Source organism: Oligoflexia bacterium (assembly GCA_035326705.1).
Classification (GTDB): Bacteria; Bdellovibrionota_G; JALEGL01; order JALEGL01; family JALEGL01; genus JALEGL01.
On sequence record DAOLES010000007.1, the window covers coordinates 50,360 to 76,643 of the forward strand.

The 26,284-nt window shown below is 37.2% G+C and carries 22 protein-coding genes and 2 tRNA genes; 6 read left to right on the forward strand and 18 right to left on the reverse strand.

Annotated elements, in window-relative coordinates:
- Positions 1-4: 4 nt before the first annotated feature.
- Positions 5-2,749: a S41 family peptidase gene (locus PKC21_09325; GenBank protein HMR25539.1), complete on the reverse strand. Its 2,745-nt coding sequence runs from the start codon at positions 2,747-2,749 to the stop codon at positions 5-7.
- A 120-nt stretch (positions 2,750-2,869) separates the two neighbouring features.
- Here PKC21_09325 and PKC21_09330 point away from each other — a divergent pair.
- Positions 2,870-2,944 (forward strand) — tRNA-Gly (locus PKC21_09330).
- Positions 2,945-3,318: 374 nt separating this feature from the next.
- Here PKC21_09330 and PKC21_09335 read toward each other — a convergent pair.
- Positions 3,319-3,930 (reverse strand): hypothetical protein, encoded by a 612-nt coding sequence (locus PKC21_09335; protein HMR25540.1) that lies wholly within the window; start codon positions 3,928-3,930, stop codon positions 3,319-3,321.
- 55 nt (positions 3,931-3,985) lie between these two features.
- Positions 3,986-4,954: a calcium/sodium antiporter gene (locus PKC21_09340; GenBank protein ID HMR25541.1), complete on the reverse strand. Its 969-nt coding sequence runs from the start codon at positions 4,952-4,954 to the stop codon at positions 3,986-3,988.
- A gap of 80 nt (positions 4,955-5,034) precedes the next feature.
- On the opposite strand from PKC21_09340, the gene PKC21_09345 reads away from it, so the two are divergent.
- From PKC21_09345 to PKC21_09360, 4 genes are all read left to right on the forward strand, one after another.
- Positions 5,035-5,109, forward strand: a tRNA-Cys gene (locus PKC21_09345).
- 522 nt (positions 5,110-5,631) lie between these two features.
- On the forward strand, positions 5,632-6,495 hold the full coding sequence (locus PKC21_09350) for a pirin family protein (GenBank protein HMR25542.1): 864 nt from the start codon (positions 5,632-5,634) through the stop codon (positions 6,493-6,495).
- A gap of 55 nt (positions 6,496-6,550) precedes the next feature.
- On the forward strand, positions 6,551-6,907 hold the full coding sequence (locus PKC21_09355; GenBank protein HMR25543.1) for a hypothetical protein: 357 nt from the start codon (positions 6,551-6,553) through the stop codon (positions 6,905-6,907).
- 52 nt (positions 6,908-6,959) lie between these two features.
- On the forward strand, positions 6,960-7,316 hold the full coding sequence (locus tag PKC21_09360) for an FN3 associated domain-containing protein (GenBank protein ID HMR25544.1): 357 nt from the start codon (positions 6,960-6,962) through the stop codon (positions 7,314-7,316).
- Between the two features lie 12 nt (positions 7,317-7,328).
- Here the strand turns inward: PKC21_09360 and PKC21_09365 are convergent, their stop codons facing one another.
- A complete protein-coding gene (locus PKC21_09365; protein ID HMR25545.1) occupies positions 7,329-8,750 on the reverse strand; it encodes a tetratricopeptide repeat protein in 1,422 nt (473 codons plus the stop codon).
- A gap of 246 nt (positions 8,751-8,996) precedes the next feature.
- On the opposite strand from PKC21_09365, the gene PKC21_09370 reads away from it, so the two are divergent.
- A complete protein-coding gene (locus PKC21_09370) occupies positions 8,997-10,625 on the forward strand; it encodes an OmpA family protein (protein ID HMR25546.1) in 1,629 nt (542 codons plus the stop codon).
- 8 nt (positions 10,626-10,633) lie between these two features.
- Here PKC21_09370 and PKC21_09375 read toward each other — a convergent pair whose 3' ends face one another.
- From PKC21_09375 to gspD, 14 genes are all read right to left on the reverse strand, one after another.
- Complete coding sequence (locus tag PKC21_09375; GenBank protein HMR25547.1) at positions 10,634-11,545, reverse strand: hypothetical protein; 912 nt, start codon at positions 11,543-11,545, stop codon at positions 10,634-10,636.
- Between the two features lie 64 nt (positions 11,546-11,609).
- A complete protein-coding gene (locus PKC21_09380; GenBank protein HMR25548.1) occupies positions 11,610-13,259 on the reverse strand; it encodes a TIGR02266 family protein in 1,650 nt (549 codons plus the stop codon).
- Positions 13,260-13,380: 121 nt separating this feature from the next.
- Positions 13,381-14,307 (reverse strand): type II secretion system protein GspN, encoded by a 927-nt coding sequence (gene gspN / locus PKC21_09385; GenBank protein ID HMR25549.1) that lies wholly within the window; start codon positions 14,305-14,307, stop codon positions 13,381-13,383.
- A complete protein-coding gene (gene gspM, locus PKC21_09390; protein ID HMR25550.1) occupies positions 14,304-14,900 on the reverse strand; it encodes a type II secretion system protein GspM in 597 nt (198 codons plus the stop codon). Before gspM ends, gspN begins: the two co-directional genes overlap by 4 nt.
- Positions 14,900-16,576, reverse strand: coding sequence for a pilus assembly protein PilM (pilM, locus tag PKC21_09395; GenBank protein ID HMR25551.1), 1,677 nt, complete (start codon positions 16,574-16,576; stop codon positions 14,900-14,902). Before pilM ends, gspM begins: the two co-directional genes overlap by 1 nt.
- Before the next feature lies 1 nt (position 16,577).
- Positions 16,578-17,861 (reverse strand): general secretion pathway protein GspK, encoded by a 1,284-nt coding sequence (locus PKC21_09400; protein HMR25552.1) that lies wholly within the window; start codon positions 17,859-17,861, stop codon positions 16,578-16,580.
- 50 nt (positions 17,862-17,911) lie between these two features.
- Positions 17,912-18,670, reverse strand: a complete 759-nt coding sequence (locus PKC21_09405; protein ID HMR25553.1) for a type II secretion system protein GspJ — start codon at positions 18,668-18,670, stop codon at positions 17,912-17,914.
- The gene (locus PKC21_09410) at positions 18,667-19,287 is read right to left on the reverse strand and encodes a prepilin-type N-terminal cleavage/methylation domain-containing protein (GenBank protein ID HMR25554.1); all 621 of its coding nucleotides are present in this window, start codon (positions 19,285-19,287) and stop codon (positions 18,667-18,669) included. Before PKC21_09410 ends, PKC21_09405 begins: the two co-directional genes overlap by 4 nt.
- A gap of 130 nt (positions 19,288-19,417) precedes the next feature.
- Positions 19,418-20,071, reverse strand: a complete 654-nt coding sequence (locus PKC21_09415; GenBank protein ID HMR25555.1) for a hypothetical protein — start codon at positions 20,069-20,071, stop codon at positions 19,418-19,420.
- 63 nt (positions 20,072-20,134) lie between these two features.
- Positions 20,135-20,584, reverse strand: a complete 450-nt coding sequence (locus PKC21_09420) for a type II secretion system protein GspG (GenBank protein HMR25556.1) — start codon at positions 20,582-20,584, stop codon at positions 20,135-20,137.
- Positions 20,585-20,631: 47 nt separating this feature from the next.
- Positions 20,632-21,861: a type II secretion system inner membrane protein GspF gene (gene gspF, locus PKC21_09425; protein ID HMR25557.1), complete on the reverse strand. Its 1,230-nt coding sequence runs from the start codon at positions 21,859-21,861 to the stop codon at positions 20,632-20,634.
- Positions 21,861-22,049, reverse strand: a complete 189-nt coding sequence (locus PKC21_09430; GenBank protein ID HMR25558.1) for a hypothetical protein — start codon at positions 22,047-22,049, stop codon at positions 21,861-21,863. The genes gspF and PKC21_09430 overlap by 1 nt, the downstream gene beginning before the upstream one ends.
- Complete coding sequence (gspE, locus tag PKC21_09435; protein ID HMR25559.1) at positions 22,042-23,895, reverse strand: type II secretion system ATPase GspE; 1,854 nt, start codon at positions 23,893-23,895, stop codon at positions 22,042-22,044. Before gspE ends, PKC21_09430 begins: the two co-directional genes overlap by 8 nt.
- Entirely contained in the window at positions 23,892-26,267 is a 2,376-nt protein-coding gene (gene gspD / locus PKC21_09440) for a type II secretion system secretin GspD (GenBank protein ID HMR25560.1), read from the reverse strand. Before gspD ends, gspE begins: the two co-directional genes overlap by 4 nt.
- Between the last annotated feature and the right edge of the window lie 17 nt (positions 26,268-26,284).

The window sequence follows — 26,284 nt, forward strand, 5'->3', positions numbered from 1 at the left end:
AATCTTATAAAGCTTCTTTACGTTGGACCAATATTTTTTTTACCGTTTGAATGTCCTGGTTATCACGGGTAACAATGCTGACATAGTTGTTGCCTGGATCTAGCGGTACAGTGGTTGAAAAGTTTTGTTGCTTGCTTGCTTTGTCAAAACTATCGTAATGTACTTTTTTGGCGTTGACCAAAATATAATAATCTTTAATGGCTTGGTCATCTTGCATTTTTCCAGACAAACTTAAAAACTTGCCTTGCCGTTCACTATGCAATTGCTCAGTATTATCTAAAATAATTGTGGGGGGAGAATATAGAGTTTTCCCTTTTTTAATTTTTTGTGCATTAAACATAATGCTATCTGTCCTAAAAATATTATTTTCAAAATCGCTGATGTTTAAACTGAGTTTAATCTCTTTATCATTGAAGGGCTTTTTTGCTTCAATGCCCAAAGATAACGTTTGATTTTGTTTGCCATAGAGTTGTTTAACAGAAGCGTGGCCTTTTTTAACTTTTAAATCAGAGCCTTCAGCAGCTTCAATCGATACAGAGCTCTGATCAGAGTTTTTATCACCCAAATTTTTTATTTTTACAAAGATGTCAGCTTTTTCTTGATCTTCAATTTTGTGATTTTTATTTTGATCAATCAACCAAAGTTCGTAAGCAAATTTAGGCATATTTTGTTTTTCATTGATTTTTACAAAGAAGGATTGATCAAATAAATGTTTATTATCATCCAGATTAAAGGATAAATTCACTTTTGAAAGCCCCATAAACATAGCCTTAGGAATTTCTAGTTCTATAGTTTTAGAAATTTCTTTGCCAGATGGAATTTTACCAAATAAAATCTCTTGAGCATCAAAGAAGAATTGTTCTGACTCAGTTTCTACCCATGCACGGTGATAATCACAGTTGGAGGAGTTTTTAATAGTCACATGTAATTTGGCTTTTTCTCCAGCTAGAACATAGTTATCATTAGAGTTAATATATGCAGTGATGCTTGGCGCTGATTTACAGGTTTTACTGGAGCTGTGCCAATCAATATTATTTTTGGCTAACTTATTTTCTATCAATTTATTTTGTTCATTATTTGCTTCCTGAGTAATAGCACTGGCGACATTAAGCATAGGCTTAAGATTGCCAGAGCTGGTTTTTTCAATAATTTTTCTAGCCAAAGTCACTTGAAAATCCTGTAGGATTTTTTCTCTGCGTTTACTTTTGCTGTCACCCAAAGTTTGTCGTGTAGCTAAAAAACCATCTTCATCCAAGCTTTCTAAATACCTAACGTTGTATTTAGCCAAAATTTTATTTTTATCTCTTTTTTCTTCAGAGTTGGGGTTATCCAAGTGACCATCCAAACTGGCCTCACCATAGTCTTTTTGGCTGGGATAAATATTGGTTACATCTTTGGTCAGAAAAACGCTGTGCAAAGCAACATGAGGTGTTATGCCTAAGCCTTGAATAGAAATTTCTCCTGGGGTTAAATACTGAGCTATGGTGAGTTTTAAAGCAGAATCTTTGGGTAAGTCAAATAAGCGCTGCACACTGCCTTTACCAAAGGTTGTATCGCCAATAATAAGAGCACGTTCTTTTAAAGCTCCAGCTACAATTTCAGAAGCACTGGCACTGCCTTCATCTACCAGAATAACCAAAGGATAGTTTTCTTCTGTATTACGCGCTTGAGCACGTTCTTTTTGATTCACTGTATTGTTTAAGCCAACGGTAGAAACAATAACGCCGGATTTTAAAAACATATCTGAGATTTTTACGGCTTGATCAAAGATACCCCCAGGATTCCCGCGCAGGTCTAAAATTAAACCTTTAAATTCTCCTGCATCTTTGTGCATGGCTTTAAGCTGTTTTTTTGCACTACTGGCGGTGTCTTGTTGAAAACTTTTAATGCGCATATAGGCAATATTATTAGGGAGGAGTTCAGATTCAACAGCAACAATATTAATGGTATCTCTTTTAAGTGTAAACTCGCGCTCTTTTTCCCAATTCTCTCGAGCAACTGCAATTTTAATTTTAGTTCCTTTAGGGCCACGCATCCGTTTAACAGCTTCATTGAGGATCATATTTTTTGTACTTTCAGTTCCAATTTTGGTGATGTGGTCGCCAGATTTTAAACCAGCTTTGCTGGCTGGGCTGCCTTCAACGGGGCTAATAATAGTCAACTTTTTATCTCTGATTCCAATAACAATACCCAAGCCACCAAACTCACCGGATGTCCCAACCAACATTTCTTCATAGATATCTTTAGAAAGATATAAACTATGTGGGTCTAAGGTGCTTAAGCAAGCATTGAGTGCAATGGCTTCCAATTGATCCGGAGTCATACTGGTTTTTCTATGTTCATTAATAAAAACAAGGGCTTTAGATAGTGTTTGATGCAAAGCATGAAAATGCTTCACTTTTGTAGAGATGCTTTGGCGTTTTTTATTTACAATGAGCTCTGCTTTATTGCTTTGTGGGAATAAAACTTGGACTTCAGGAATATTGGCACTTAAGTCTTTGAGGGCTTTTTCCAACATATCTTGTTGAGAAACACGTTTGGGATCAACATAAGCCGTATCAATATAAAAAAATGTTTTAGCGGTTTTATCTAAGCTCACCAAAGGATTAGACTGACTTAGCTGATTAGAAATGGAGTAGCTTGTTGGAACAAATTGAATGATCCAATGTTTAAAATCTTGGCTTTTTTGAATGTAAATGCCAAGAGCTAAAATACAGATAGAAGCTAAAACAAGCTTGTTTTTATGCATATAAACTTTCCTTAAAAACTTTTTGAACATACAGGACTCTAAAATTAAGTATACCATGATATTTTAAAGAAGGAATGCTTGACAGTAATTTAACAAAAATATATGACATCAAGACCAATTGCGGGAGTAGCTCAGTGGTAGAGCATCACGTTGCCAACGTGAGGGTCGAGGGTTCAAGTCCCTTCTCCCGCTCCACTGTTTTTTTGCAGTGGGGCTCACGCCCCCCTTGAAAACAAAAAGCGTGGTTTTTGTTTTCTCACCCCCGTGCCTTCAGCCATATAAAATGGCTTCAGGTATTCACCAGTAAACTTGAAATTATTTGCAAAGGTTTGTCCCATAGCGACAAAAAATTAAAATTTGTTTCAGAATAAGAAATATTGGACATGATCTCTGGTTTCTAGAACAAAAAAAGCACTGCTTTTTTTTTCTGATGTTTGTAGTTTCGCCGAAGAGGCGAAACGGAAAGTGCAAGTCCCTTCTACCACACCACCTGTCTTTACAGGGGCAAATTCCTTCTTACGTCTCTACGAGATAAAAAAAACAATTGAATATAATTTTGAGTTTAGCCATTAGTCTTCTTGCGCAGTTAATGTAAGTGCAATGGCGGTACTGGAACGTTTCAAACGTTTTTTTTTGGTTTGAAAATTATAAATATTGATCCAGTAAGCATGCATTCCTTCATCCCATTCAATAGAAGTCCTAAAAAAATCTCCCTCCCAGCACTTTTGATCTGGATTGTAATAAAACTGAAAAACGGGCAGTTCACTGATACGGCGTAGGGTTAAAGGCCTATTTTTTTGCATATGATAAGCATCAAAAACAAATGTTTTGGCTTGTGCATAGAAATAATCTATCTCAGGATTTTGTTTTATAGTCCAAGAGCTCATGAGGGGATTACGGATTTTTGGAGCTGGATAATCAGCATAAGTGCTGAGGGTTTGAGTATCCAAAACACAGTAATCTTTTTCCAAATCCATTTTTGAAAAATCAATGGTCAAATGTAAGCTTGCTCTGTCATCTAAAGTATTGCCTGGTGTTACCGTTAAAGTATTGACCCTTAAATCAATTATATCAGAAGAGTAGGCTGTTTTTGCCGGGATCAAATCTAAATGAATGATATTTTGCGCGTAAATACAATGAAAAAAAACAAGGGTATAAAAAACAAAAGATAAACGAAACATGCTTTAAGCTAACGTATAATATAGAGAAATAGCAAGTTTTTTGACGCATTGCTTTTTAGCTCAAAACGGTTTTAAGTAAGTATGTGGTGTAAGACACATAACAGACCAGCAAAACCAAGCCTTTTGTGCGTCCAATTTCTCCCTGTTTTTTAAAGCCATAACCAAATAGAAACAGAGATAAAGTTAAAATCAGCATGACCAGAATATCTCGGTAGAGAATTTCTTGTGCTAAAGTTAAAGGTTGAATAATGCCTGCAATACCTATAACAGCCAAGGTGTTGAATAAATTTGAGCCCAAGATATTACCCAAAACCATATCAGGTTCATTTTTTTTTGCAGCAGCCACTGAAGCAGCCAATTCAGGTAGTGATGTGCCTATGGCTACAATGGTTAAACCTATAACAATATCTGAAACACCAAAAAACTTTGAAATTCCAACAGCACCCCAAACCAAAGCCCGTGAACTGAGCAGTAAAATAACGATTCCAACAATTAAACTTAGAATGGTGGATTTTAATGGTTTGTTGAGTGTAGTAAGGTCTTCTTCAACACTTTGTGCATAGGTATCATCAGGTTTGCTGAGGCCTTGATGAATTGTCCAAGCCATCAATGCAGCAAAAACAAATAAAATAATGATGGCATCTTGGCGGCTTAACATAAAGTCAGACAGTAAAAAAACCACAAATAAACTCAGCAGACTGAGTATGGGCAATTCTTTTTTTAAAATCGCTGAATCAACCACGATGGGTGAACAAACAGCTGTAAAACCAATAATTAAAGCAATATTGGTGATGTTTGAACCAAAAGCATTACCCAAGGCAATACCAGGGTTGCCTTCAAAAGCAGAAATAGCAGAAACCACCATTTCTGGAGCAGAGGTGCCAAAACCAATGATGATCATACCAATGAGTAAAGGAGACATACCTAAGTGCTTAGAAATAAGAGAAGCATCATCCACAAAACGATCAGCACTCCAAATCAGAAGGACCAAACCTAAAACAAGAACAGCAATATACATGAACATGCCATTTTCATACCGTATCAGCCGGTATAAGGATAAATAAAATTGATTTTTTGAGCAATAAAGGTATACCAGCACTCTGAGGCGACGTACCCAAGTGGTAAGGGACTGGTTTGCAAAACCATTATTCATCGGTTCGAGTCCGATCGTCGCCTCCAAAAAAACGTTTATCCCGTTAGGGGTAAACGTTTTTTTGTTTGCGCTGGTTGAATGGGACATAAGATCCGGTTAGGAGGAGACAAAAGCATGCTTTTGTCGACGGAATGCTGGGAGATTCGCCGAAGAGGCGAATCGAGACAGTGCGAAAGTCCGATCGTCGCCTCCACTGTTTGTTTTTTAAGGGGGGCTTTGCATAAGTTAGAGTAACAACAAGTTGCAACTCTAACTAAAAACGCTTCCCCCCTGCGGTCGACATCGATATAAAATCTCGTCTCCACCAAATTCATAAAGTTATACTTGTGAAGAGCAAGGCTGCGAAGTCTTGCGATGAACTAGTATATCTTATGCCGGTTACGGCAACCTTTGCGCTCGCAAGCGCTATCGTATGCTTGCTCGTTTTTTATAAGTATTCACTATTAAGTTCAAGAGATATAGTGTGTGTATGTATTTTCTCAAAACTTGCTTAAGTTGAAATCGGGTCTATATTTGTATCCGTTGATAGAGATGAGAAAGAAGGAATAATGAATACGAAAAAAATAAAAATGGCCTACAGTGTTGAAGACAAGCATTGGGTGGGTGATGGCTTTTATGTCCATGGTCTTTTGCGTCCTACGGAACAACTTAATCCTTGGATCAGCCCGTTTATTTTAATGGATTATGCCTCACCGCATGCTTTTCCTCCCAGTGAAAGGCCCAAAGGTGTGGGTGAGCATCCACACAGAGGCTTTGAAACCGTGACTTTGGCTTATCAAGGTGAAGTGGAGCATAGAGATTCCTCTGGTGGCGGGGGTATCATTAAAGAAGGCGATGTGCAGTGGATGACAGCAGGAAATGGCATTGTTCATGATGAGTTTCATTCTAAAGCTTTTTCAAAAAAAGGCGGTATTTTTGAAATGGTGCAATTGTGGGTTAATCTTCCCAAAAAACATAAAATGACGCCAGCCAAGTATCAAAACATTGTCAGTAAAGATATTCCCATAGTGGACTTAGGAAAAGCAAGCCAAGCAAAAGTGATTGCAGGTAAGCTTGAAGGCCATCAGGGCCCTGCTCAGACCTTTACCCCCATTAATATCTATGGCCTGGAAAGTAAAATGCAAGATGAGCTTAAGATTGCTTTAGATACAGGTAGCAATACAGTGCTATTGGTGATGAATGGTCATGTTGAACTAGAAAATCAAACTTACACCAAACAAAATATCATTATTTTTGAGCAAGATGGGGAGGCCGTTCATTTTAAAACATCAGAAAACTTTAAAGGTTTATTGCTCAATGGTCAGCCTATTGATGAGCCGGTCGTGGCACATGGGCCATTTGTGATGAATACAAAACAAGAGATTTATCAAGCCATAGAAGATTATCAAAATGGAAAAATGGGGCAATTATAGTTGTTTGAAGTATTGTAGATTGACAGTATGGTCTGAATTCAATAAAATATAAAAGATGGCACAAAAGGTTTTTTTAAGTATTTTAGGGGCGTTACTGATTATTTCATGTGGTAAGGAAAACAATGGGGGTGGTTTTGGTAAGCCTTCCCAACCCTTATTAGATCCAAGTCAAGCACAGTATCCCAGCTTTACTCAACAGATAGAGTTAATTATTGATAGCAATCACGATATTCGCTACTCTCATGGCGTGGATGAGCTTCCGGTTGATCCTAACTGTGTAGGAACAGGCAATGTCTATTCTGGGCCGTTTTTGATTGGGGGTCCAGATGAAACCATTAACATTAAAGCTATCGCATGTAATGGTGGTTTAGCATCGCAGATTGCATCTGGACAATATGTATTTGGTCCATAAAGAATCATTTGGTTGTAATAAATAATTAATTAATGATAGGGGGTAAAACATTATGATGAAGAATAAAGTTTTATATGGAGTTTTGGGTTTAATGTTATTGGTCATGATGAGCGCATGTGGTAAAAAAGATCCGGTTGCTGATCCTATTTTGAACCCAAAAACAGTGTTACAAGATCCTTTTGTAGAAAGTATTAATTTTAGTATCATCAGTGGTTACAATGTATTTTATACTTTTTCTCTTGATGGTGCTGCCTCTGAACCCAATTGTTCAGACAATGGCGTTAATTATACCGGTCCATTTTTAATTGGTGGTCCCGATGAAACAGTCAGTATCAAAGCCATTGCTTGTGAAGGAGAAGAGTCTTCAGAAGTGGTCAGTGGAACCTATGTTTTTGGTTCTGATAGTTAACAGCTTATTTAATTAAGGTTTTAAATGAAAAGAGTGGCTTCTGTTGTTATAAACAGAGGCCTTTTTTTTTGCGATTGCGGTGTGTTTTCTATTCAAGGCGGGTTGTTGCATTTCTCTATAACATGCGGCCATGTTTAATTCGTAGGCAAAGTTTTTTGGATCAAGGGATATTGCTTTTTTAAAGTAAATCTGAGCCGTTTTATAATTTTTCTGGCGAGCATACCATACACCTATATTATTATAAGCATCGCTTGAGTAGGGATAGTGTTGGGTCACTTGTTGCCAAGCTAAAATAGGGTCCGTGTAAATTTGATTTTGTTTATAGACAGTGGACAATTGTAAAATACTATAAAGCATTAAAGGTACGTACAAAATAAAGTACTTAAATCCTTTTTTTATTGGAAGACATTTTAGTCTGGCATCAATATAATCTAAACCATAAGCCCATAATAGAGAAAGAAAAATTAAGCTAGGGTAAAGACGCCACTCACGGATCACTTCATTTTTGGGAATAATGCTGTTGGTAGGAATGATCATAAAAAGAAAAGAAAAGAATAACCACCCTAACAAAGAAGATCGGTGTTTTACAATCAGAAAGATCCACAAAGTCAGCAATAGTATGCCGGTCATAACTTCAAGATAAAAAACTGAAGCATAAAAATAAAGATCGTGTACCAAGGCTGTTTGAAAAGGGAAAAAATAGAATTGAATCAATGTTAGTGCATTACCTAGCTGTGAGATCAAATAAATTTTTGGAGAAACAATGGCTTTAGATATATTAGGAACAATATCCAAATAAAAAATGCCTATAAGAAAGCATAAACAAAGAGTAGTCAGAGAAATGTAAAGATAAGTTTTTTGTTTAGAGTTTATGGTGTTCCATGAATGAAATAAAAAAATCAGTGGAAAAATAATAAAACTCTGTTTGCTTAAAAACATACAAAAAAACAAAAAAACAATGCCAAGGTTTAAATAGACAGACCGATACTTTTCAGTTTTCTTATTAAAATTAGAGAAATTAAAATTTAAGGCCAAAAGCATAAAAAAACTTCCTAAAGCATAGGGCCGACCATGAATTTGGCTAACACAAGCTGTGGCTAGAGGATGTAAAGCAAAAAAAAGTGTGCAAAAAACAAAGTGTTTAAGACCTATTTTTTTGCTAAGGAAAAAAATCAAAACAACATTTGCAAGGTGAATGAAAAAATTTGTCCAATGAAAACAAACAGAAGATGGCCCACATAAACCATGGTTAAGGTGATAGCTTAATAAACTTAGAGGCTTATAAAATAAACCTCTAAAATTAAAATACGATTGCCAGAATAATGAGTCATCTATGAGTTTTGGATTTTGCTCTATGCCAACAACTTCATAATATAAAAAAGGAATATTGCTGAGTAAAGCATACGCACACAATGTTGTTGCAAGAATCAACATAAGATAGAAGTAATTTTTTTTATGATATGCGTTCAAGTTTGAAATAATGACATTTTTTTAAAAGTGAGGAAAATTTTAAGACCAATTAAAAATTTATCTTCTAGCGTTTAGCATCACGTGACGATGATAGCTTGCCAGATGCATGTTGGGTCAGTATAGTGAATCTATACCTGAACTATAACATATAAAGTTAGATGCTTGGTTAAAACAAGCAAAAAATATTAAACTAGGAATATAGGCATGAAGATGTTTAAAAAAATTTTATTCACAATCAGTCTTGTGTGGGGATCATGGGCTTTTGCACTTAACTCCCACTTAATCCGACCAGTAGGAGATCAATATGGCGGATTCTCAGTGCATGGAACGCGGATACTTAAGCCCGGAACATTTGAAGTAGGTAGTGTTTTTCAGTATGTCAGCAATCCAATTGATTTTAGACGTTTTAATATTACCAACCAAGATGCAGTTGAAAATATGGGAGTATTGGATAGTTATTTTAGTTTAGGCTTTTTTGATTGGTTATCTTTTGGGGCCTTGCTGCCCATTAATATCACGGGTAGTGTTAATGATTTTAATAATTTAAGTCTAGATACCGGGCCATCTTTAGGTGATTTATATTTACATGCTACACTAAGTTTTTTTGATCAAGAAAAGTTTATTGGCTTGGCTTTGGTTCCCTTTGTGACATTGCCTTTAGATGTAAATACATTGGATCAATTCAATGACTCTGCACCCAGTTTGGGAGCTTACTTGGTCTTAGATAAAGATATTTTAAATAAACATTATGTTGCTGTTAATTTAGGTGGACAGTATCGTTTTGAAGAAGAAGGCATTTTAGGAAGTGCATTTAGCGTTAGCCATGCATTTTTATACGCACTGGCTTATACCTATCACCTTGACACAGAAAAAAATACAGATCTTTTTATTGAAGCAAGAGGCGCTAGCAATTTAGACAATCTTTTTACACAACAAGAAACCATGCCTATAGAAGCGCTAGCAGGTATGCGTATTCGGGTATTTAAACAAAAGTTATCTTTGGTTTTTGGTGGCGGAAAAGGCTTTAGCAATGCCTATGGTAGCAGTGACTATCGAGCGTTTGCCGGCCTTTCTTATTTAGGCGATCGTGAAGTTAGAAAAAGCCAAAATGATGAAAATAAAAAACCTATAGCAGAACAGCCCGTGCAAGCTCCTGTTGTGGCAGAAAAAAAGCCAGAAGTTAAAGCACCAGAGCAAATTTCACAATTGTATGTGGTCATTAAAGATGAAAATAAAAAGTTAATTATGGTTGATATGGATTTGGTGAATGAACAAGGTGAAGTTGTTCAAAAATTTTCAGGAACCAGTTGGAGAAAAAACACAGCTCCTGGTTTTTATACCTTAAGGGTCAATAAAAATGGTTATGAACCCATAGAAAAAAAATTACAATTGAAGCTTAGAAAAAGACATAGTTATGATTTAACCTTAAAAAAGGAAAATACTTCTCCACCAATGTTAGGTAATAAAATTGACTTTCTAGGCAGAATACAATTTAACTCGGGTAAAGCAACCATTAGACCCGTGTCTTACAAAGCATTAAACGAAGTTGCGGGGATCATGAAAAAATATCCACAAATTAAACTTTTACGAATTGAAGCGCATACAGATAGTTTTGGTTCTGACAGTCTCAATTTAAAATTATCTCAGCAACGTGCTGCGAGTGTTGAGGCGTTTTTACTTGCAGCAGGGATTGAAGCAAGTCGTTTAAATGCAATAGGCTTGGGTGAAACGCAACCTATAGAAAGTAACTCAACTCCACAAGGAAGAGCAAAAAACCGTAGAGTTGAGTTTACTGTTGTTAAATCTGATCCTGTCCAAGGCTTAGGTTTAAAAAAATAAATAATTGCTTATTGACAGTAGCCATTTTGAACTAGGAGTTGTGGACTTGTATCAGAACAACCATCGTTATTGCAGGCGGCTATTTCAATTGAGATTGTATTATCATACTCGCTGGTAAGAGGGATATGACCAATAAATGTATACGATCTCCAGCCTGTACCTGTTGTTTCTTCTGCACTGGTTTGGTAAGTTTCCCATATTTCGTCAGTAAAACTTGTATAGGGACTGAAAGTTATAACAGAACCAAACAAAGCATAAGCAATTTCATCATCTGAGTTATCATACCAGTGAAAACGTGGGTAACATTGACCGTCTAGATAAATAAAATCAACAGAAAGATTACTTGGTGTTTTTGGGGTAAAAAGCAAACTACCACTATGTGTCACTTCAAAATCTACGCGGTTTGAACTTCTATGCATATCTTGACGGTGAGCTTCAACTATATAGGTATAGCTTTGACCAGGTACGAGGTTAAAATCTTCATAACTGTGTGTTTGAGCCCCTAGTTCAGCTAAAATAACATAACTGTTGTCATTGATTTTACGTTTAACAATATAGCTACTGACATCATTGTTGTTTTGTGTCCAAGTCAGTAAAATAGATTGAACACTGGAAGCTTCTTCAACAATTGATAATAAAGGTCCTGTGAGTTCATAATGGGTTGTACAGGCATCGCCTAGTCCATTATAATCAGAATCTACTTGATTGGGATTGTAGATATCAGGACAATTATCTGAATAATTTGCTATGCCATCAAAATCAGCATCATTGTTATTAAGCTCAAAAAAGCTACCAGAGCTGTCTAAAGATCGACCGCAGCTCTGTAAACCAACAAGAGCAATAATACTTAAAAAAGACCAAAGCATGAAGGATGTTTTTTTATTTAATAAAGCCATGTCTTTTAATACTACAAAAAACATGCCAGCTAAAAAAGCTCTAAGACATTAGAAATAAAGGGATAAATCAGCTAAGCAGAGTGCTGTGTTACTGCTCAACTGGGGCACCAAAGAACACTTTAACAATGCTGCCTAAGACTTGGATTTTTTTCATTTTTATATCTGAGTTAAGAATATCAATCACAACGTGAAGTTCGGCTGGGGTTTTACTTTGATGATATCCGGTTCTTATTCTATAAACACCGGTTTGTTCAACAGGGATTGTACGGTTAGAAAAGTCTTTTTGCATCCCTTTTAATATAATCAACTCTCTGGCTGGGCCATTGCGAAGTGAGTTATGAACTAGGTTATTTCTATCCATGGTTTTATCAGTTTCAATGACTAAAACCCAATCATCTTTATCAACTGTCCATGTTAAGTTTTTCACTCTGAGCAAGCTTGGATCAGTTTCCAATTGAGCCGTGGTTTCAGATGTTATAGGCGGTTCTGGCTTAGAACTTTGTTTTTCAGCAACAGGTGTTTTGGTTTGAGAGTTTGAAGCAATATTGTCTTTGGATCTTGCTTGATCTTCTTGCAGGTTATTGGCTACATCCGATTGTTTTTTTGCAGGGTTTGATGCTTCAGCTGTTGTTATTTCTTCTACATCAGGTTCAGTGGTTTTGTCATCGGTATTATCAGCTGTAACTTGTTCAACAGGTGTTTCATTTTGTGTAAGGGCTTGAATTTTTTCTTCCACAGGGTCTGGTTGAACCACGGTTGGAGGCGTTATGTCTTCTGGCAAATCAAGGTATTGGGCAATAAAAGGTATATCTTTTAGGATAGGTAAATATAAATCTTTAAGTAGATAAGCACCTGCTAAAAGCGAAATAAAAATTAAACTCAAAAAAATCTTCACACCAAGAGATGAAGGTTTGGGGTTAGACTTTTGATCATTATCTACTATGCCCGCACTATCAAAATCAGGGTCATTCATTTCTTCATCAAGAGAAAGTTCAAAACTATCACTCAGCCCAGAACCTCCTTCAGATAAAATGGGATCATCTTCCATACTGGCAAAAGTATGTTCATCTGGACTGGTTAAGGGATCATCAACATCATCAAAATTTGAATTTTGACGGCGGGAAGGATCAAAAATTTCAGTATGCGTTGCTTGGAAGGCGTCGTTTTCGTCATTGAGGCTTGGATTAGACACTGTATTATCTATTAAATGAGCATCTAAATTGTCAATTGCAGCATGGGTATCATTGGGTTGTGCTTGAGTGGTATCACTTGAAGAGGGTACAGAGTTTAAAGCATCTTTAAGAGGCTCTGAGCCATAAACCTCTTTGGCTTCATGGGCGGAGATGGTAGATGTTACAGCATCAGGTTGGTCATCAATATCAAATGGCCGATCACCTTGGCTTTTGGTTTGAGTAACAATGGCTTTGATTAAATCACGGCTGCGATCTGAAATTTCTCTAAAACGAATGCCCATACCTGCCGGTTCATCGGCAGAAATGACATTAGACCGTATCCAAGACACTTCACCCAGACCCTGAATAAGTTGAAAAGAGTCTTTGAGTCTAAATTCAAAACTGACAATACTGCCAATAGGAAGTGGGTTAGGAGTTTTTATAAACATTCCGCCTGGAGAAATATTGTGTGAAAACTCAGAAACAAATCCACTAAACTTCTCAAACTCTAAGTGGACCTTAGTGTTCAAAGGTACTCTATTGGAAGATCTTTTATCAACGCTCATACGATCAGTAGCATAAGATAAAACTAAAAAAATCGCAATCTTATAAGGGACTTATGCTTATAAATTCTTGTGTTTAGTTTTAGGGAAACTTTTTAAACACAATTGTTTTTTTTATGCTGGTTTAATAGCTTTTAATAAGCACAGCATTCAGAGGACCTGTAATTTTAAAGGCTCCTTTGCCTGAGGCATCAAAACGAATATTGGCCAATTGTAGCATGCTTTGTAAAGATTGCCCCTCTTTGCCAATTTGTATTTTACCATCTATGTCAGTAATACTGCGATCTATAACCGGTCTTAAGTCAACGTAACCATTGAGTGATCCAGAAAGCATGGGGCCATCCATTTTTAAAGATTTGATAACCGCCTTTGATTTTTCTGTAGCACTATCCAGCTTTATTTGATCAAATTTTATGGCGCTCATTAAGGGTGGGGTTATGGTTGCTTGTTTGAGTGTTGTTTTAAGTGTTCCTTCCAGGGACGAGAAATCATTTTTTTGTAAGGCAAGAATATTACTTAAAAAGTTAAATTCGGTTGAAAGTTGGCCTTGAATTGTCATTTTTGCGCCAGCACTAGGGATAAATAAATCATGATCCATATTTAAGCCTTTGGCACTGCCTTTGGCTTTGACAACATCTTTGCTAATCTTGATATTGCTTTTAAAAGACATCTTCTGTTGTTGCCCCGTAACACTAATAGAACCTGATTTTTTCAATGGATAAGTGATAAGACTTAAAGGTGAAACCTTAATTGAAAATTTTTCAAGTTTGACACCAGTTTGGGCTAAGGCAGGAATTGGTATATTGGTTATATGAACATTGTCAGCTTTTAATCCAACTGGAAATGCCAAACGAAGATCATCCGTTTGAATTGAAACCCCAGTTTGTTTTTCTATCGTTTTAATAATGTTGCTAAGAATCCCTTGTGCTGGAAAGTGCCAAACAAAACCAAGACAAAAAACAATGATACCCACTAAAATATACTTGCGGTTCTGTTTTAAAAGTTCCTTATTTGGGAAAAAAGTAAGAAGTTGATTCAAAAAATTTTTCATGATGAAGCCTTTAGTTTAAAGGTTGATACCACAAAACTAACATTAAGCTGAGCAGGGTCTTTGAAGTTAGGCTTGATTTGCAATGACGATATACGAATCAATTTATTTCCATGCTCAATATCGTATAAAAAATGGATTAAAGTTTTTAAATCAATACTACTGACTTTGATTGTTGATTGGATTTCATTGTATAAATCATTGGGTTGCCCAGGACGATCGCTTAAAGTGTCAATGCTTACGCCATATTTTTCAGCAATACGTTCAAGCTCTGTTGCAAGTTGAAAACCTACCTCAGTTCTTCTAATTCTTTGTTCAATATCATCAACAGCATTTTTGGAGTTTTGGAGACTTGCTCTAAGTTCTTCAATTTCCACCAAGCTTTTTTTATTACGATCAATTTTACTTTGTACAGATGAAACAGTGCTTGCTATAAGCATATAGATCAAGAATAAAAACAAAATATAACCAGCCATAGTAGAGCCAAGCACAATATAGCGTTCACGGTCAGAAAGGCGGTGATAGTAAGATTTTAAAGTTTCTATTTGCTCTAATGCTTGAGAAAATGATTCTTTTGAAAAATTAAATTTACTCATTAGCGTCTCCTACGGGTAGAATTTTTTCGTTCCTGCGCAGTTTTTGTTTCTTCACTTTCAATGGTGATGGTTAAGGTGAAGTTAACTTTATTGTCACCGCTTTCTTTTCGGTCACCTAGATCAATAGTGCTAAAAGTTTTATGTTCTTTGAGACTGCTAACAATGCGATCAACATCCTGAAAGCTTGATGTTAAAGCATTCAATGTGACCTTATTGTTATCAATGGATAATTCTTTCACATCAATAGAGATATCAGGTGAAATAATATTAGATATTGTTTTTAAAACACTTAAAGCTGTTTCTTCTCCTAAACCGGCAGTTAATATTCTTTGTTTTTCTTCATAATGGTTAACTTCATTTTTAAGTGTACGAAGAGCCATTTCTGAATTAGTTGGTTTACGCTTTACTTTGGGTAAAACGCTAGAGAACTTTTTAAGAATATTGTTTTCAGATTGACGGTATTGCCCGCGAAGTTGTGCAAACCGTATGGTTTGGAAAAGGATGGCTACAATAAATATTGCAGTAATCCATTTGCCAAAGAATATAGCAATTTTATTAATATCCGATAAATCTTTAGCAAAGGCAAAATCATTTTTTCTTAAGTCTATATGCGATATTTTTTGTAACTGCTTACCTTTAGCAGCGGCTCTTAAACCTAAGCCAATTGATAAATTTAAGCTGGCTTCTTTGTCTTGCAACTGAGATTTAAATGGATGTTCATATGGAACAGAGTCCATCAATTCACAGGGTAAATTAATTTGAGAAGACATCCAAGCAGGAAGGTTTTTTAACTGACTGCTGCCTCCGTTGAGGTATAATTTTTCTAAGGGTAACTCCAGTTGTGTCGAGGCTCTGTAGAGACCAATATTTTGTTTAATTTGATTTAGTGGGTTAACAAATGCAGTGTACAAAGTTTCAGAAAGCTTTTTTAAATCCTCACTTCTTAATGGATTAGATGGAAGTTCAAGAACACCATGTGAATGTTTGACTTCAATAGCTTGTTCTAAAGTAAGGTCTAGATTTTTTCGAATCGCTTCAGTTAAGTGAGCGCCACCAAAAAACTGACTTCGTATATGTTGGATTTTTCCATGATGAATAAAAACCAAATAACTACAACGATGACCTAGATGTAAAATGCCATAATGTTCAGGTAAATTTCGTTGAGGATCTAACATAAGCGCATTATTTAAATCACATGCATCAGTTGTGACGATGGCAGGATCAATATTGGCTTGTTGAAGCAAATCTAGATGTTCTTGGATATATTGATTTTTGATTGCAGCAGCAAGAATATGTGAGTTAGGTTTTTCATATTTAAGTAGGTCATGATCAAAGGTCATCTCATCAATGGAAAAAGGTAAAAAGTTTTCCATTTCAAACGGTAATATTTTTTCAATCTGAGTTTTACTCAAAGGAAGAACCATGGGTTTAAAACTAACTAGAGTTGACGGAATAGAGCTAATAACAGTTTTAAATTCAATTCTATTGTCAGCTATCAATTGCTTAATAGCATCCACTTGTTTTATAACCAGTTGTTCATGGTTATCGTGTTCACCAATATTCAGTGGGGCACTTTCATAAATATTGACGAGTTCACTTTGGGTAAAAGAAGATTCAAACAAAGCAGCTTTGATTGAAAATGTTCCTATATCCAAACCTAAAATTTTTTCTGACATATTATCTTACTCTCCAATACATGATTTGTGGTTTTTTAGAATCTTTTCTTGAAACCACTGCATCAATGGTAGTGGTTATCTTTCCTACCGTGCCTTGAGCCTCAATTCTAAAATAATCAGACCGTACAGCTAGGATTTTTTGTACGATGTTAGAAACAATAGGGAATTGCCCTTCTTGTTGGGACTCTGCTCCACCACACTGTGAGTTGAGAAAGGCAATAAAGCCGCCGTCACCTTTGCCAACACTTCTAAATGCCTGTAGTTCTCTGGCTTGAGTAACCAGCTGCGCACACTCTAAACGAGCTTTTAGATTGGGTAGGGCTTGTCTATTAAATAAAGCGGCTATAAGTTCTAGTGGAGCTGTATTGATATTAATGGTGCCTAAAGGATTAACAGGTTGAGTAGATAATTTTGGAAGTTTAGCATCAAAAGGATAAACGGTAATAAAGGGCTTTATTTCCTCAAACATATCAGATGTCATGGGTTTAAGTAGTTTAACTTCATCAACAGTATAAAAAGGTCCATTTTTAACATGAAAATTTGGAATACTATCAAGTGCATATTGTGCATCTTCAATACCGCCAGACATATGATTAACTTTACTGTCATCATCAACCCAATCTTCTATAGCCCATAATAATTCTCTATGATCTTGGTCTTTGACAAAACGCTTAAAACGATAAGATAAAATTAAATTTTCCAAAACCTCAGCGGTGCCAGACCAGGTTTTTTGAGTTTCTGGACCACCCGATCCAACATCATTGAGATTGATTTTAGCAGTTTCATCATAAATATTAGAAATAAAGCTTCCTCCCAATTCTTCACTAAGTTGTTCCGGACTTTTTTCCAATAAGCTGCCTCCAATAGGTAAAGGGTAAGGTAAAGGCATGGCCCACTGCATTTCACTTAGGTCATCTTTTTTACCACCATAATTGGTGCCGGGTATGGCAGGAATTTGATCTAAGGCTGTATCTAAGCTTAAACGCATGAGAGACCATCTAAAACTTGCTTTGGCCAGTTCATAGGCTTTAATATAATCACGTTTATTAACGACAAGACTGGCACTGACTTGAGAACGGTAAGATATTTCAATGGCCAAAGTGGTGATGATGGCAATGATCATTAAGACCATGGTCAAGGCCACAGACCCTCTGTTTTTTGAAGGGGCAAAACGCTTTACCCCTCTTGACCAAGACGCGGTCTTGGTCAATTCACCCCATTTGCGGTCGGAATCGGCACAGGGCCTCTCCTCCAAAAAATCAAAGTATAATTTTTTTGTTTTCAAAACAAAACTTCTTTTAAAAAGTATTAAGATGTTTTTTTCACGTTTTTTTATCAAGGTGTGCCTCCTTGTGGGGTTGGACTTGGATTGGGGTTAGGATTAGGATTAGGATTATTTGGGTCGGGTGTTGGGGTGGCTTGTTTTTCTAAACTTAGGTTTTGCCACATCGGTAAATCAACCGTATTAAAAAAGCTGTATTGACGTTCTTGTTCATCTTGTAAAACCAATTTTATTTTTATCAACTGTGGCAGTTTATTTCTTTGATCAGTGGATGTGATATCCCATGCTGGAATATATTTTTCACCATCAAAATATTCTAGGTTAAACTCAACAACTTTATCGCTTACATCAACAAAATCAGCAAGGGCTAAATCGGCATCATCTTGTGGCGCAATAATAGGGGTTTCTCTTCTTTGTAAAACATTAAGTTGTGCATTGCCAGAACTGGGAACAACTTGGTAACTGACCAAGGCTTGATCACTTTCTTTGGCTTCATCAGAGCTGGCCATATGAACCAAGGCAGTAAAATCTATTTTATCTAAATTACCACTGTCTTCACCTTTAAATTGTGTGATGGGGCGAGTTGCATCCACATGAAAGGTTTGAGAAAGGTCTACCTTTACTTTATTGACAACCGCTGTCCCCAATTCTTGGATATCAGACTTGGCATCAACGGTTTGCTGAGTTCTAAAGGTGCCCCACAAAGCTGAATAACAAATAGTACCAATGATAGCTAAAATCACAGCACCCATCATGAGTTCAAGGACAGTAAAAGCATTGTTTTTACTTTTATAAAGAGGAGATTGAATCATTCTGATGCTCCTTCTTCATTATTACCGCCGCCAAAGGCTTGACTCATGCCTTTGACCATACCCGCAATATTGCTGGCAGCTTGTTCATCAACCAAATGGGTTACTACAGCATAACTTTTTTCTGAGTTACCTTCTTTCCATAAAATTTCAACCCGCAACTGCAGTAAAGCCTTGCTCCAGGCCTCAGTTACACTTTTAAGCGGACCATCCAGCATACTAGCGTTACCCTCACTTGCAGTATCAGATTCATCTGATCCCATGGCAACTTTGGCCATGGCAGCAAAATCAGGGGCTTCAACGGGTTGGGTTTGATAACGCCAAGAAAATCTTTGTAAGCCTTCATCTTCAAACTCCCCTTCACCAGTTTCAGGAAACTCAGCAAAACTTCTACTGTTGGCTTGGACCGTAAGTTCAGCCATCTTGCCTTGCGCTAAAGAAGTGGCTTGATCCAAGAGCAAAGATTTTTTAGTCAACTGCAATGAGCTGGACTGGTTTTCCATCAGGGCAACAAGCGCAATAGACAAAATCATCATTGCCCCCAAAACCTCAACAAGACTAAACCCAGCACTTTTTTTTAAAGGAGCAAAACGCTTCATTTTTCTTATTGAGTCTTGCATAAAATATTGGCTTAAAAATAATAATGATTGGAAAAGAAGGTTTATCCTGTCTTTTCCCTGGGTGGGTTGAATTGACCAAAAACCGCGCTTTTTGGTCAAGAAGGGGGGAAGATCCCCCCTTGAATAAAAACTAAAAAACATTGATCTCTCCTTTTTCTATGCGGCTTTGGCCACCTATAGGAGGGATGACGATGCTGTAAACATTGTTGTAATCATTTTCTAAATAAACAATAGATTGAGTAGAAAAACCATTGGGGTAAAAATCTAAATAGATACGTCCTTCATTATCTTGATCACTGGAACTGTTTTGGTCATTGCCAATGGAAGCTTTATAAATGTGTTTGATGCGTAAGCCACTGGGAAGTTTTGACTTTTTTAAATTTCTATCATTTAAGGTTTCAAAGGTAGGATCTTGTTTTTCAGGTTCACTATCACCAATGCTGTCTTCTGCTAATTTTTCAAAGGCTAGAATAGCATCATCAATATCTGTAGAACTATCAAGCAAAGGCATCTTCTCTACTGGAGTAAATACGCTGGCCCAATAGGTATTGGCATCCAGATCAAAATAAATTCTAATATGTTCACTGCGCATGATCGATCGGTCATGTGCGGCTTTAAAAAAACCAGAAAGTTTGGTTGCGGTACTCCTTAAATTACCTCTGGTAACTTGATTAAATTTTGGCAAGGTCAAACGTGCAAATAAAGCCAATAGCACAATAACAAACATCAACTCAATGAGTGTGAATGCTAAAAAGTTTTTTTTATGGCTATAAGTGGCAAGCATTGTACAACTTTAAAAAACATGTGCGGCATATTAAAACCGCACATGATTCAAATAAATTTATACTTATTCTATAGACTCGCCTGCCCAGTTGGTAATATCATCAACGGTACCGTCTTCTTTGTCTGGACCCATAGACCATAAGTCAAAGCCACTGGCATTGTTCACACCATTTTTTTCGTACTGGTACTCTTTTCCCCATGGATCCAGCTTGATTTGTTTTTTGTTAAGAAAACCACCTTCAGGAAAACCTGGGCAACCACTGCTGGGTTTTTCAATTAAGCCTTGCAAGGTGTCAGGATAACCCCCACACTCCATATCATAGATATCCAAGGCTGAACTAAAGGTGGTAATCTCGCTCTGTGCAGCTTTAATCCTAGAACTTTTTAGCATCTTAGATACACCAAGTCCTGCTAGTCCGGATAAGAGTGCAATGATCACCACTGCAGCCATCAATTCCACCAAAGAAAAACCTGAGTTTTTCTTGTATAGTTTAAGTTTATTATTTTGTTTCATTTTTTTCTCCTTTGTCGTTGGTTGTTGTTAAAAAGTTTTTATATTGATTACCCCAGCGCCTGATTCATATTAAACATGGGCAACATAACAGCAAGAACAATAAAGCCAATGCCTAGCATTAAGATCAACATCATTAACGGTTCTATCAAAGATGTGATGGTTGAAACTGCACGATCCACCTGCATTTCATAGGTTTCAGATATTTTTTTAAGCATGTCTTCCAATTCACCTGTTTTTTCACCCACTGAAATCATATGTGTCACCATGGGAGGAAACTCACCCGAGTTTTTTAAGGGAACAGATATAGAATCCCCTTCACGCAAGTTATTGCGAACCTTATCTATGACTTCAGTCAACACTAAATTGTTAATCACATTTTTAACAATGTCCATAGCGGTTAAAATAGGAACACCACTGGATAGCAGTGTAGACAAAGTGCTGGCAAATCTAGAAATAGAAACCATTCTAAACAATCGACCAAAAATGGGCATGTTCAAAAGAAAACGATGGTAGTTGTAGAGCCCTTTGTAAGTGGATAAGTATTTGCGAACAATAAAAACAGTAATAATAATTACACCCAGAGCAATGTACCAATAAGATGTAAAAATATTACTCAGAGCAATTAAAATTTGAGTAGGTAAAGGTAAAGCTTGTTCTAAGTCATTAAACAAAGTAATCAGTTTAGGAATAATCAGAGTAAAAATGACAATGACTGCCAAGAAAGCAATGCAGACCATGGCAATGGGGTAAGCTAAGGCAGAGCTGACTTTACCTTTAAGCTTATCTTGGTTTTCTGTGTAATCAGCCAAACGGTTTAATACAATATCAAAAGCACCGGACACTTCACCCGCGCCAATCATGTTCACATACAATTTATCAAAGGTATTAGGCACATGCGATTGCATAGCATCAGCCATACTGCTTCCTTCATTGACTTTTTCTTTGATATCACTGAGGGCTTTTTTGAGGTTCAAGTTTTCAACTTGTTCAGACAAAGCCTGAATAGATTCTACCAAAGGAATACCAGAAGAAATCAAAGTGGATAACTGCCGGGTCATCAGGGCAATATCTCCGGTTTTGGGTTTACCGCCACCCAATTTAATTTTTACATTGCCAGGAACACTCTTTTCATCTTTATGCTGCGATTCTTTTGCATCCGATAAAAACATGCCGTCACGGCGCAATTTTTCCCGCAAGTCATTGCGGTTGTTGGCTTGTAAATGACCATTGATGGTTTTGCCTTGAGCGTTGATGGCTTGGTACTCAAACAAAGGCATTATTTGACCTCACTTTGAGACTTGGGGGAAATGGCGATTTTTCCGGATCTCTTCGTTGCCAGGGGTTCAAAATCCTCGACGTAGCTATAGTACGCCTGCGGTTTTTCACCCCTTTGCGCCTCGATATCCGAAAAACTTGCCATTTCTTTTTTACTTTCATTACTGTACTCCGAAATTAAGTTAATCATCAAATCCTATTTCATCTTGGGTTACACGTAAGATTTCATCGACACTGGTGGTACCATCTAAAACTTTTAAAGCACCATCTTCACGCAAGGTCAGCATGCCATGTTCAACAGCTGTTTTTTTAATGGTGTTACCGTCGGCGCCACTTAAAATTAAAGGTTGGATATGATCATCAATGGGTAATATTTCATGAATCCCAGTACGGCCCTTATAACCGGTTTGTCCACACTTGGCACAACCTTTGGCTTGATAAATGGTTTTACCTTGAATTTGTTCTTGCGTGACATTGAGTTGTTTTAGTTCAATGGCACTTGGAGTATAAGGTTCTTTGCATTCTTTGCACAACTTACGAGCCAAACGTTGGGCCATAACCGCTTCTAAGGCATCAGCAATTTTAAAAGTATCCACACCCATATCTTTTAAACGGGTTACGGTGGTGCTTGCATCGTTGGTGTGCAAGGTTGAAAATACCATGTGACCCGTCATGGATGCTTTAATGGCAATTTCTGCTGTTTCTTTATCCCGGATCTCCCCAATCATTACCACATCAGGGTCCTGACGTAAGATTGAGCGCAAGCCAGCAGCAAAGGTTAAGTCTACTTTTTCGTTAACCTGAATTTGACTGATACCAGCCAACTGAATCTCCACTGGGTCTTCAACGGTGATAATGTTTCGTCCTGGTGTATTGATACGTGATAAACAAGAGTACAGTGTGGTACTTTTACCAGAACCGGTAGGTCCTGTGACCAAGAAAATACCATGACTTAAATGCACCACTCGATTGATAATGTCCAATTGTTGTTTGGTGAAACCCAAGTCTTCAATATTGAGTAAAACATTGGATGTATCAAGCAAACGCATAACAATACGTTCACCAAATGATGTAGGTAAAGTTGACACACGAATATCAACATCCCTACCGCCAATTTTAATTTTTATCCGACCATCTTGCGGTATGCGGCGTTCAGCAATGTCCAAGTCCGCCATAATTTTAACCCTTGAGCTGATAGCATTGTGGGCTTTACGAGGAGGGCGCATAATTTCATTAAGCACACCGTCTATTCTAAAACGTACAGAAACATCTTTTTCACCTGGCTCAATGTGAATATCACTGGCACCATCTTTAACTCCTTGGAACAACAAAGCATTCACCAATCTGATAATGGGGGCATCATCTTCACTGTCCAAAAGATCTTCTGTTTCACTCAAGTTCATTTGTGCAAGATTTTGGCCTTCAATATCATCAATCAAATCTTGGTTGATATTATTGTCTGCTCGGGTGGCTTGGTTGTATATTGAGTTGATGGCACCTACGATATCATCTTTCCAAGCCAAAACAGGATGGATATCCGCTTGTAAAAGCAATTTTAAATCTTCTAAAGCTTCCATAGACTTGGGACTAAAAATGGCAATGGTGTAAGCAAAAGCTGTTTTTTCAATAGGCACCAGCGTAAATTTTTTAGCAAAGTTGATGGGAATATCCGCAATCAATTGTGAGTCTAAATCTTTAAGTTTATCAGGAGAGATAAGCGGTATATTCAGCTGAAGACTACGGGCTTGCATGAGTTGGGCAGGGGTAATCCATTTTTTTTTCAACAAAAATTCAACCAAAGCATCTTCATTTTTCCCTTGTGACAGGGCTTCAGCCAACTGTTGAGGATCCATGGACGTAGTCTGCGTTAAAATTTCTCCCAAGCTCATGCCTAAAAATGAAATATCTGTTGGAGCAGTAAATTCTTGTTCTTCAGAAGCTTTATTGGTCAACTGTGGAGCTTGCCAAATTTCTGTAGCCTCAGAGTCTGATGCAACCGTTATTTTATTGGCTTTAGTACGTTCATCTTTCATCATGATGCACCTTCTTGTAAAGACATTGCAGTGGTTTGTTGTGAGTCAAAAAAATCATTGCTGGGTCCAGTGATGGGGGCTGGAGGTGTATTTTCTTTTTCTTTATTTTTAATGCGAATGGTCTCTTCCAGTTTTTTGTATTTTAAGTCAGGATGGTCGTCAATACGATTACGTTTTAAGAAACGCTTGCGCTCTTCATTTTTATCTACTGTAATTCGTTCAAGGTCTTCTGGGTAACGTACAATGTGTGGTGTGATGAATAAGACCATGCTGGTTTTTATCCGAGACTTGGTTTTATTTTTAAACAACCAGCCAATAATAGGAATATCACCCAAGACAGGAACCTTGCTCTCAGAGTCACTGATTTTATCACTGATTAAGCCACCAATGGTCACGGTTTGGCCATCCTTAACCAAAACTGTGGTTTTGGTAGAACGTTTAGATGTTGTTGGGCCAAAGGTTTCTACATTAGCGCCAGCTACTAAATCTTGGCTCTCCTGAAAAATTTCTAGGGTTAGTTCATCAGAAGAGTTGATTTGTGGTGTAATTCTTAAAGTGGTAGCCACATCTTCACGTTGCACTTGGTTGATGGGTTGGTTGTTGACATCTCTTCCCTGAGCAGTGATGAAAGGAACAACCCTACCCACAACAATTTCAGCTTCAGTGTTGTCTTGAGTTAAAATGTTTGGAGTAGATAAAACATTGATGGTTCCATTACTTTGTAACATTTTAAACAAACCACCATAGGCAGGTAAGGTTAAAATGTCACCTCCGGCTAAAGGTAAGTCAAAGGTAGGTCCTTGGAGTAGAGCAGTAAATCCTTGCAAGGAAGTTGGGTCAGTTGATGGAAAGGCAGAGCTGTTGTTACCAAACGTTGTGGCACCAAAAATTTTAGCACCACCACCAAGGTCACCGCCACCATGGCCAGTTAAACCAAACTCAGAAGCTTTATCCAAATTAACTTCCAAAATCATGGCCTCAACAAATGCTTGTGGTCTTCTAATATCAAGTTTGTTAATCACTGGGATTAAGCTTTCATAATCAGTGGGTGAAGCAGTGATAATCAATGCATTGGTGTAGGGGTCAGCAGTTACTTGAACTTCATCACTAAGAACAGGAGCACCGTCGTTAGGCTCATTGGGGTTGTTTCTATTAAGATTTGGGTTGCGATAAGGCTGACCAGAAATAATGTTATTACGAAAACGAGAGCTTCTGTTATTTTCGTTATCAGAAGAGTTGTTAGTGGACACCCCAGATAAAATGGCAGCCATTTCAGTGGCGTCGGCATATTGTAAATAATGAACATGCACACGACCTTTACCAGCAAGATCTTGCATGGCATGATCCAATTGAACAATGACATCTTTTATTCTTTTAATACCTTCTTTGTTGGCTACAACAATCAAAGAATTAGTGCGTTCATCTGGAATAATTTTAGAAATGAAATGACTTCCTTCTATGACTGAAAAGTCATTGTTGGCAGGGTTGCCGTTGTTGGCAGGATTAGGCCTGTTTGGTACTGTTGGACTTCCTTTGCTGTTGCTTTGGATGTCAAAAAGTCTTTCTATTTTTTCAGCAACATCTTGAGCGGCTGCAAATTCTAAAGGTATAAACTGAATGCTCTCTTGAAATCCTTCTTGGTCCAAACGATCAATGATTTTAAGCATACGTTGTATGTTAGCAACGTTATCAGTTAAGATAAGCATATTGGTTGGGGCGTAGGCAATCAAGTCCCCATTTTTTGAAACTAAACCGCGCAAAGATTTAGCAAGCTCTTGAGCATTGCTATGTTGTACAGGTATAAGACGAGTAATGAACTCATCATAATTGCCATAAGGTTTGTTTGAACTTGTGCGCAAGGGTTGAGTTTTCATGTCTCTGATTGGAACAATCTTATAAAGTTTTCCAACTTTAACAACAGTGAAGTTTTTTACTTCCAAGGCTGAGATAAAAGCTTGATAGGCCTCATCAATCGATACAGGACTAGGAGAAACTAGGGTTATCTTTCCTCGTACTTTTTCATCAAAAACAAAATTGCGCTCAGTTAATTCACTGATAGATTTGGCAATTTCAGCAATTTCAGCGTCAACAAAATCCAAGTTTACTTTGCCTTTGTCGGTTACTGTAAAAACACCCGTATCTTTTGGTGCTTGTGGTTTTGCTGTTGGTAGGACTTGTGGTGTTGGAGAGCTAGGACTGTCTTCCACTGTAGGATTGTTTTGCTCTTCTACTTGAGCTTGAGGTCTTTTTCTGGATAAAGCTTTTCCCTTATCCTGTACTTGCGTTAAAGGGGGTAAAGGTGATTGAGCAACAGCAGCAGCACTAAACAGTGTCACTACTAGTAAAGTTGATATATTGAATGTTTTGTATTTCATTAGCCCTGTTGTCCTTT

Bases quoted from the DNA above. Each gene is read 5' to 3' on its own strand.
- PKC21_09325 (HMR25539.1), bottom strand. From the start codon at position 2,749: ATGCATAAAAACAAGCTTGTTTTAGCTTCTATCTGTATTTTAGCTCTT.
- PKC21_09335 (HMR25540.1), bottom strand. From the start codon at position 3,930: ATGTTTCGTTTATCTTTTGTTTTTTATACCCTTGTTTTTTTTCATTGT.
- PKC21_09340 (HMR25541.1), bottom strand. From the start codon at position 4,954: ATGTTCATGTATATTGCTGTTCTTGTTTTAGGTTTGGTCCTTCTGATT.
- PKC21_09350 (HMR25542.1), top strand. From the start codon at position 5,632: ATGAATACGAAAAAAATAAAAATGGCCTACAGTGTTGAAGACAAGCAT.
- PKC21_09355 (HMR25543.1), top strand. From the start codon at position 6,551: ATGGCACAAAAGGTTTTTTTAAGTATTTTAGGGGCGTTACTGATTATT.
- PKC21_09360 (HMR25544.1), top strand. From the start codon at position 6,960: ATGATGAAGAATAAAGTTTTATATGGAGTTTTGGGTTTAATGTTATTG.
- PKC21_09365 (HMR25545.1), bottom strand. From the start codon at position 8,750: ATGTTGATTCTTGCAACAACATTGTGTGCGTATGCTTTACTCAGCAAT.
- PKC21_09370 (HMR25546.1), top strand. From the start codon at position 8,997: ATGTTTAAAAAAATTTTATTCACAATCAGTCTTGTGTGGGGATCATGG.
- PKC21_09375 (HMR25547.1), bottom strand. From the start codon at position 11,545: ATGTTTTTTGTAGTATTAAAAGACATGGCTTTATTAAATAAAAAAACA.
- PKC21_09380 (HMR25548.1), bottom strand. From the start codon at position 13,259: ATGAGCGTTGATAAAAGATCTTCCAATAGAGTACCTTTGAACACTAAG.
- gspN (HMR25549.1), bottom strand. From the start codon at position 14,307: ATGAAAAATTTTTTGAATCAACTTCTTACTTTTTTCCCAAATAAGGAA.
- gspM (HMR25550.1), bottom strand. From the start codon at position 14,900: ATGAGTAAATTTAATTTTTCAAAAGAATCATTTTCTCAAGCATTAGAG.
- pilM (HMR25551.1), bottom strand. From the start codon at position 16,576: ATGTCAGAAAAAATTTTAGGTTTGGATATAGGAACATTTTCAATCAAA.
- PKC21_09405 (HMR25553.1), bottom strand. From the start codon at position 18,670: ATGATTCAATCTCCTCTTTATAAAAGTAAAAACAATGCTTTTACTGTC.
- PKC21_09410 (HMR25554.1), bottom strand. From the start codon at position 19,287: ATGCAAGACTCAATAAGAAAAATGAAGCGTTTTGCTCCTTTAAAAAAA.
- PKC21_09415 (HMR25555.1), bottom strand. From the start codon at position 20,071: ATGCTTGCCACTTATAGCCATAAAAAAAACTTTTTAGCATTCACACTC.
- PKC21_09420 (HMR25556.1), bottom strand. From the start codon at position 20,584: ATGAAACAAAATAATAAACTTAAACTATACAAGAAAAACTCAGGTTTT.
- gspF (HMR25557.1), bottom strand. From the start codon at position 21,861: ATGCCTTTGTTTGAGTACCAAGCCATCAACGCTCAAGGCAAAACCATC.
- PKC21_09430 (HMR25558.1), bottom strand. From the start codon at position 22,049: ATGATTAACTTAATTTCGGAGTACAGTAATGAAAGTAAAAAAGAAATG.
- gspE (HMR25559.1), bottom strand. From the start codon at position 23,895: ATGATGAAAGATGAACGTACTAAAGCCAATAAAATAACGGTTGCATCA.
- gspD (HMR25560.1), bottom strand. From the start codon at position 26,267: ATGAAATACAAAACATTCAATATATCAACTTTACTAGTAGTGACACTG.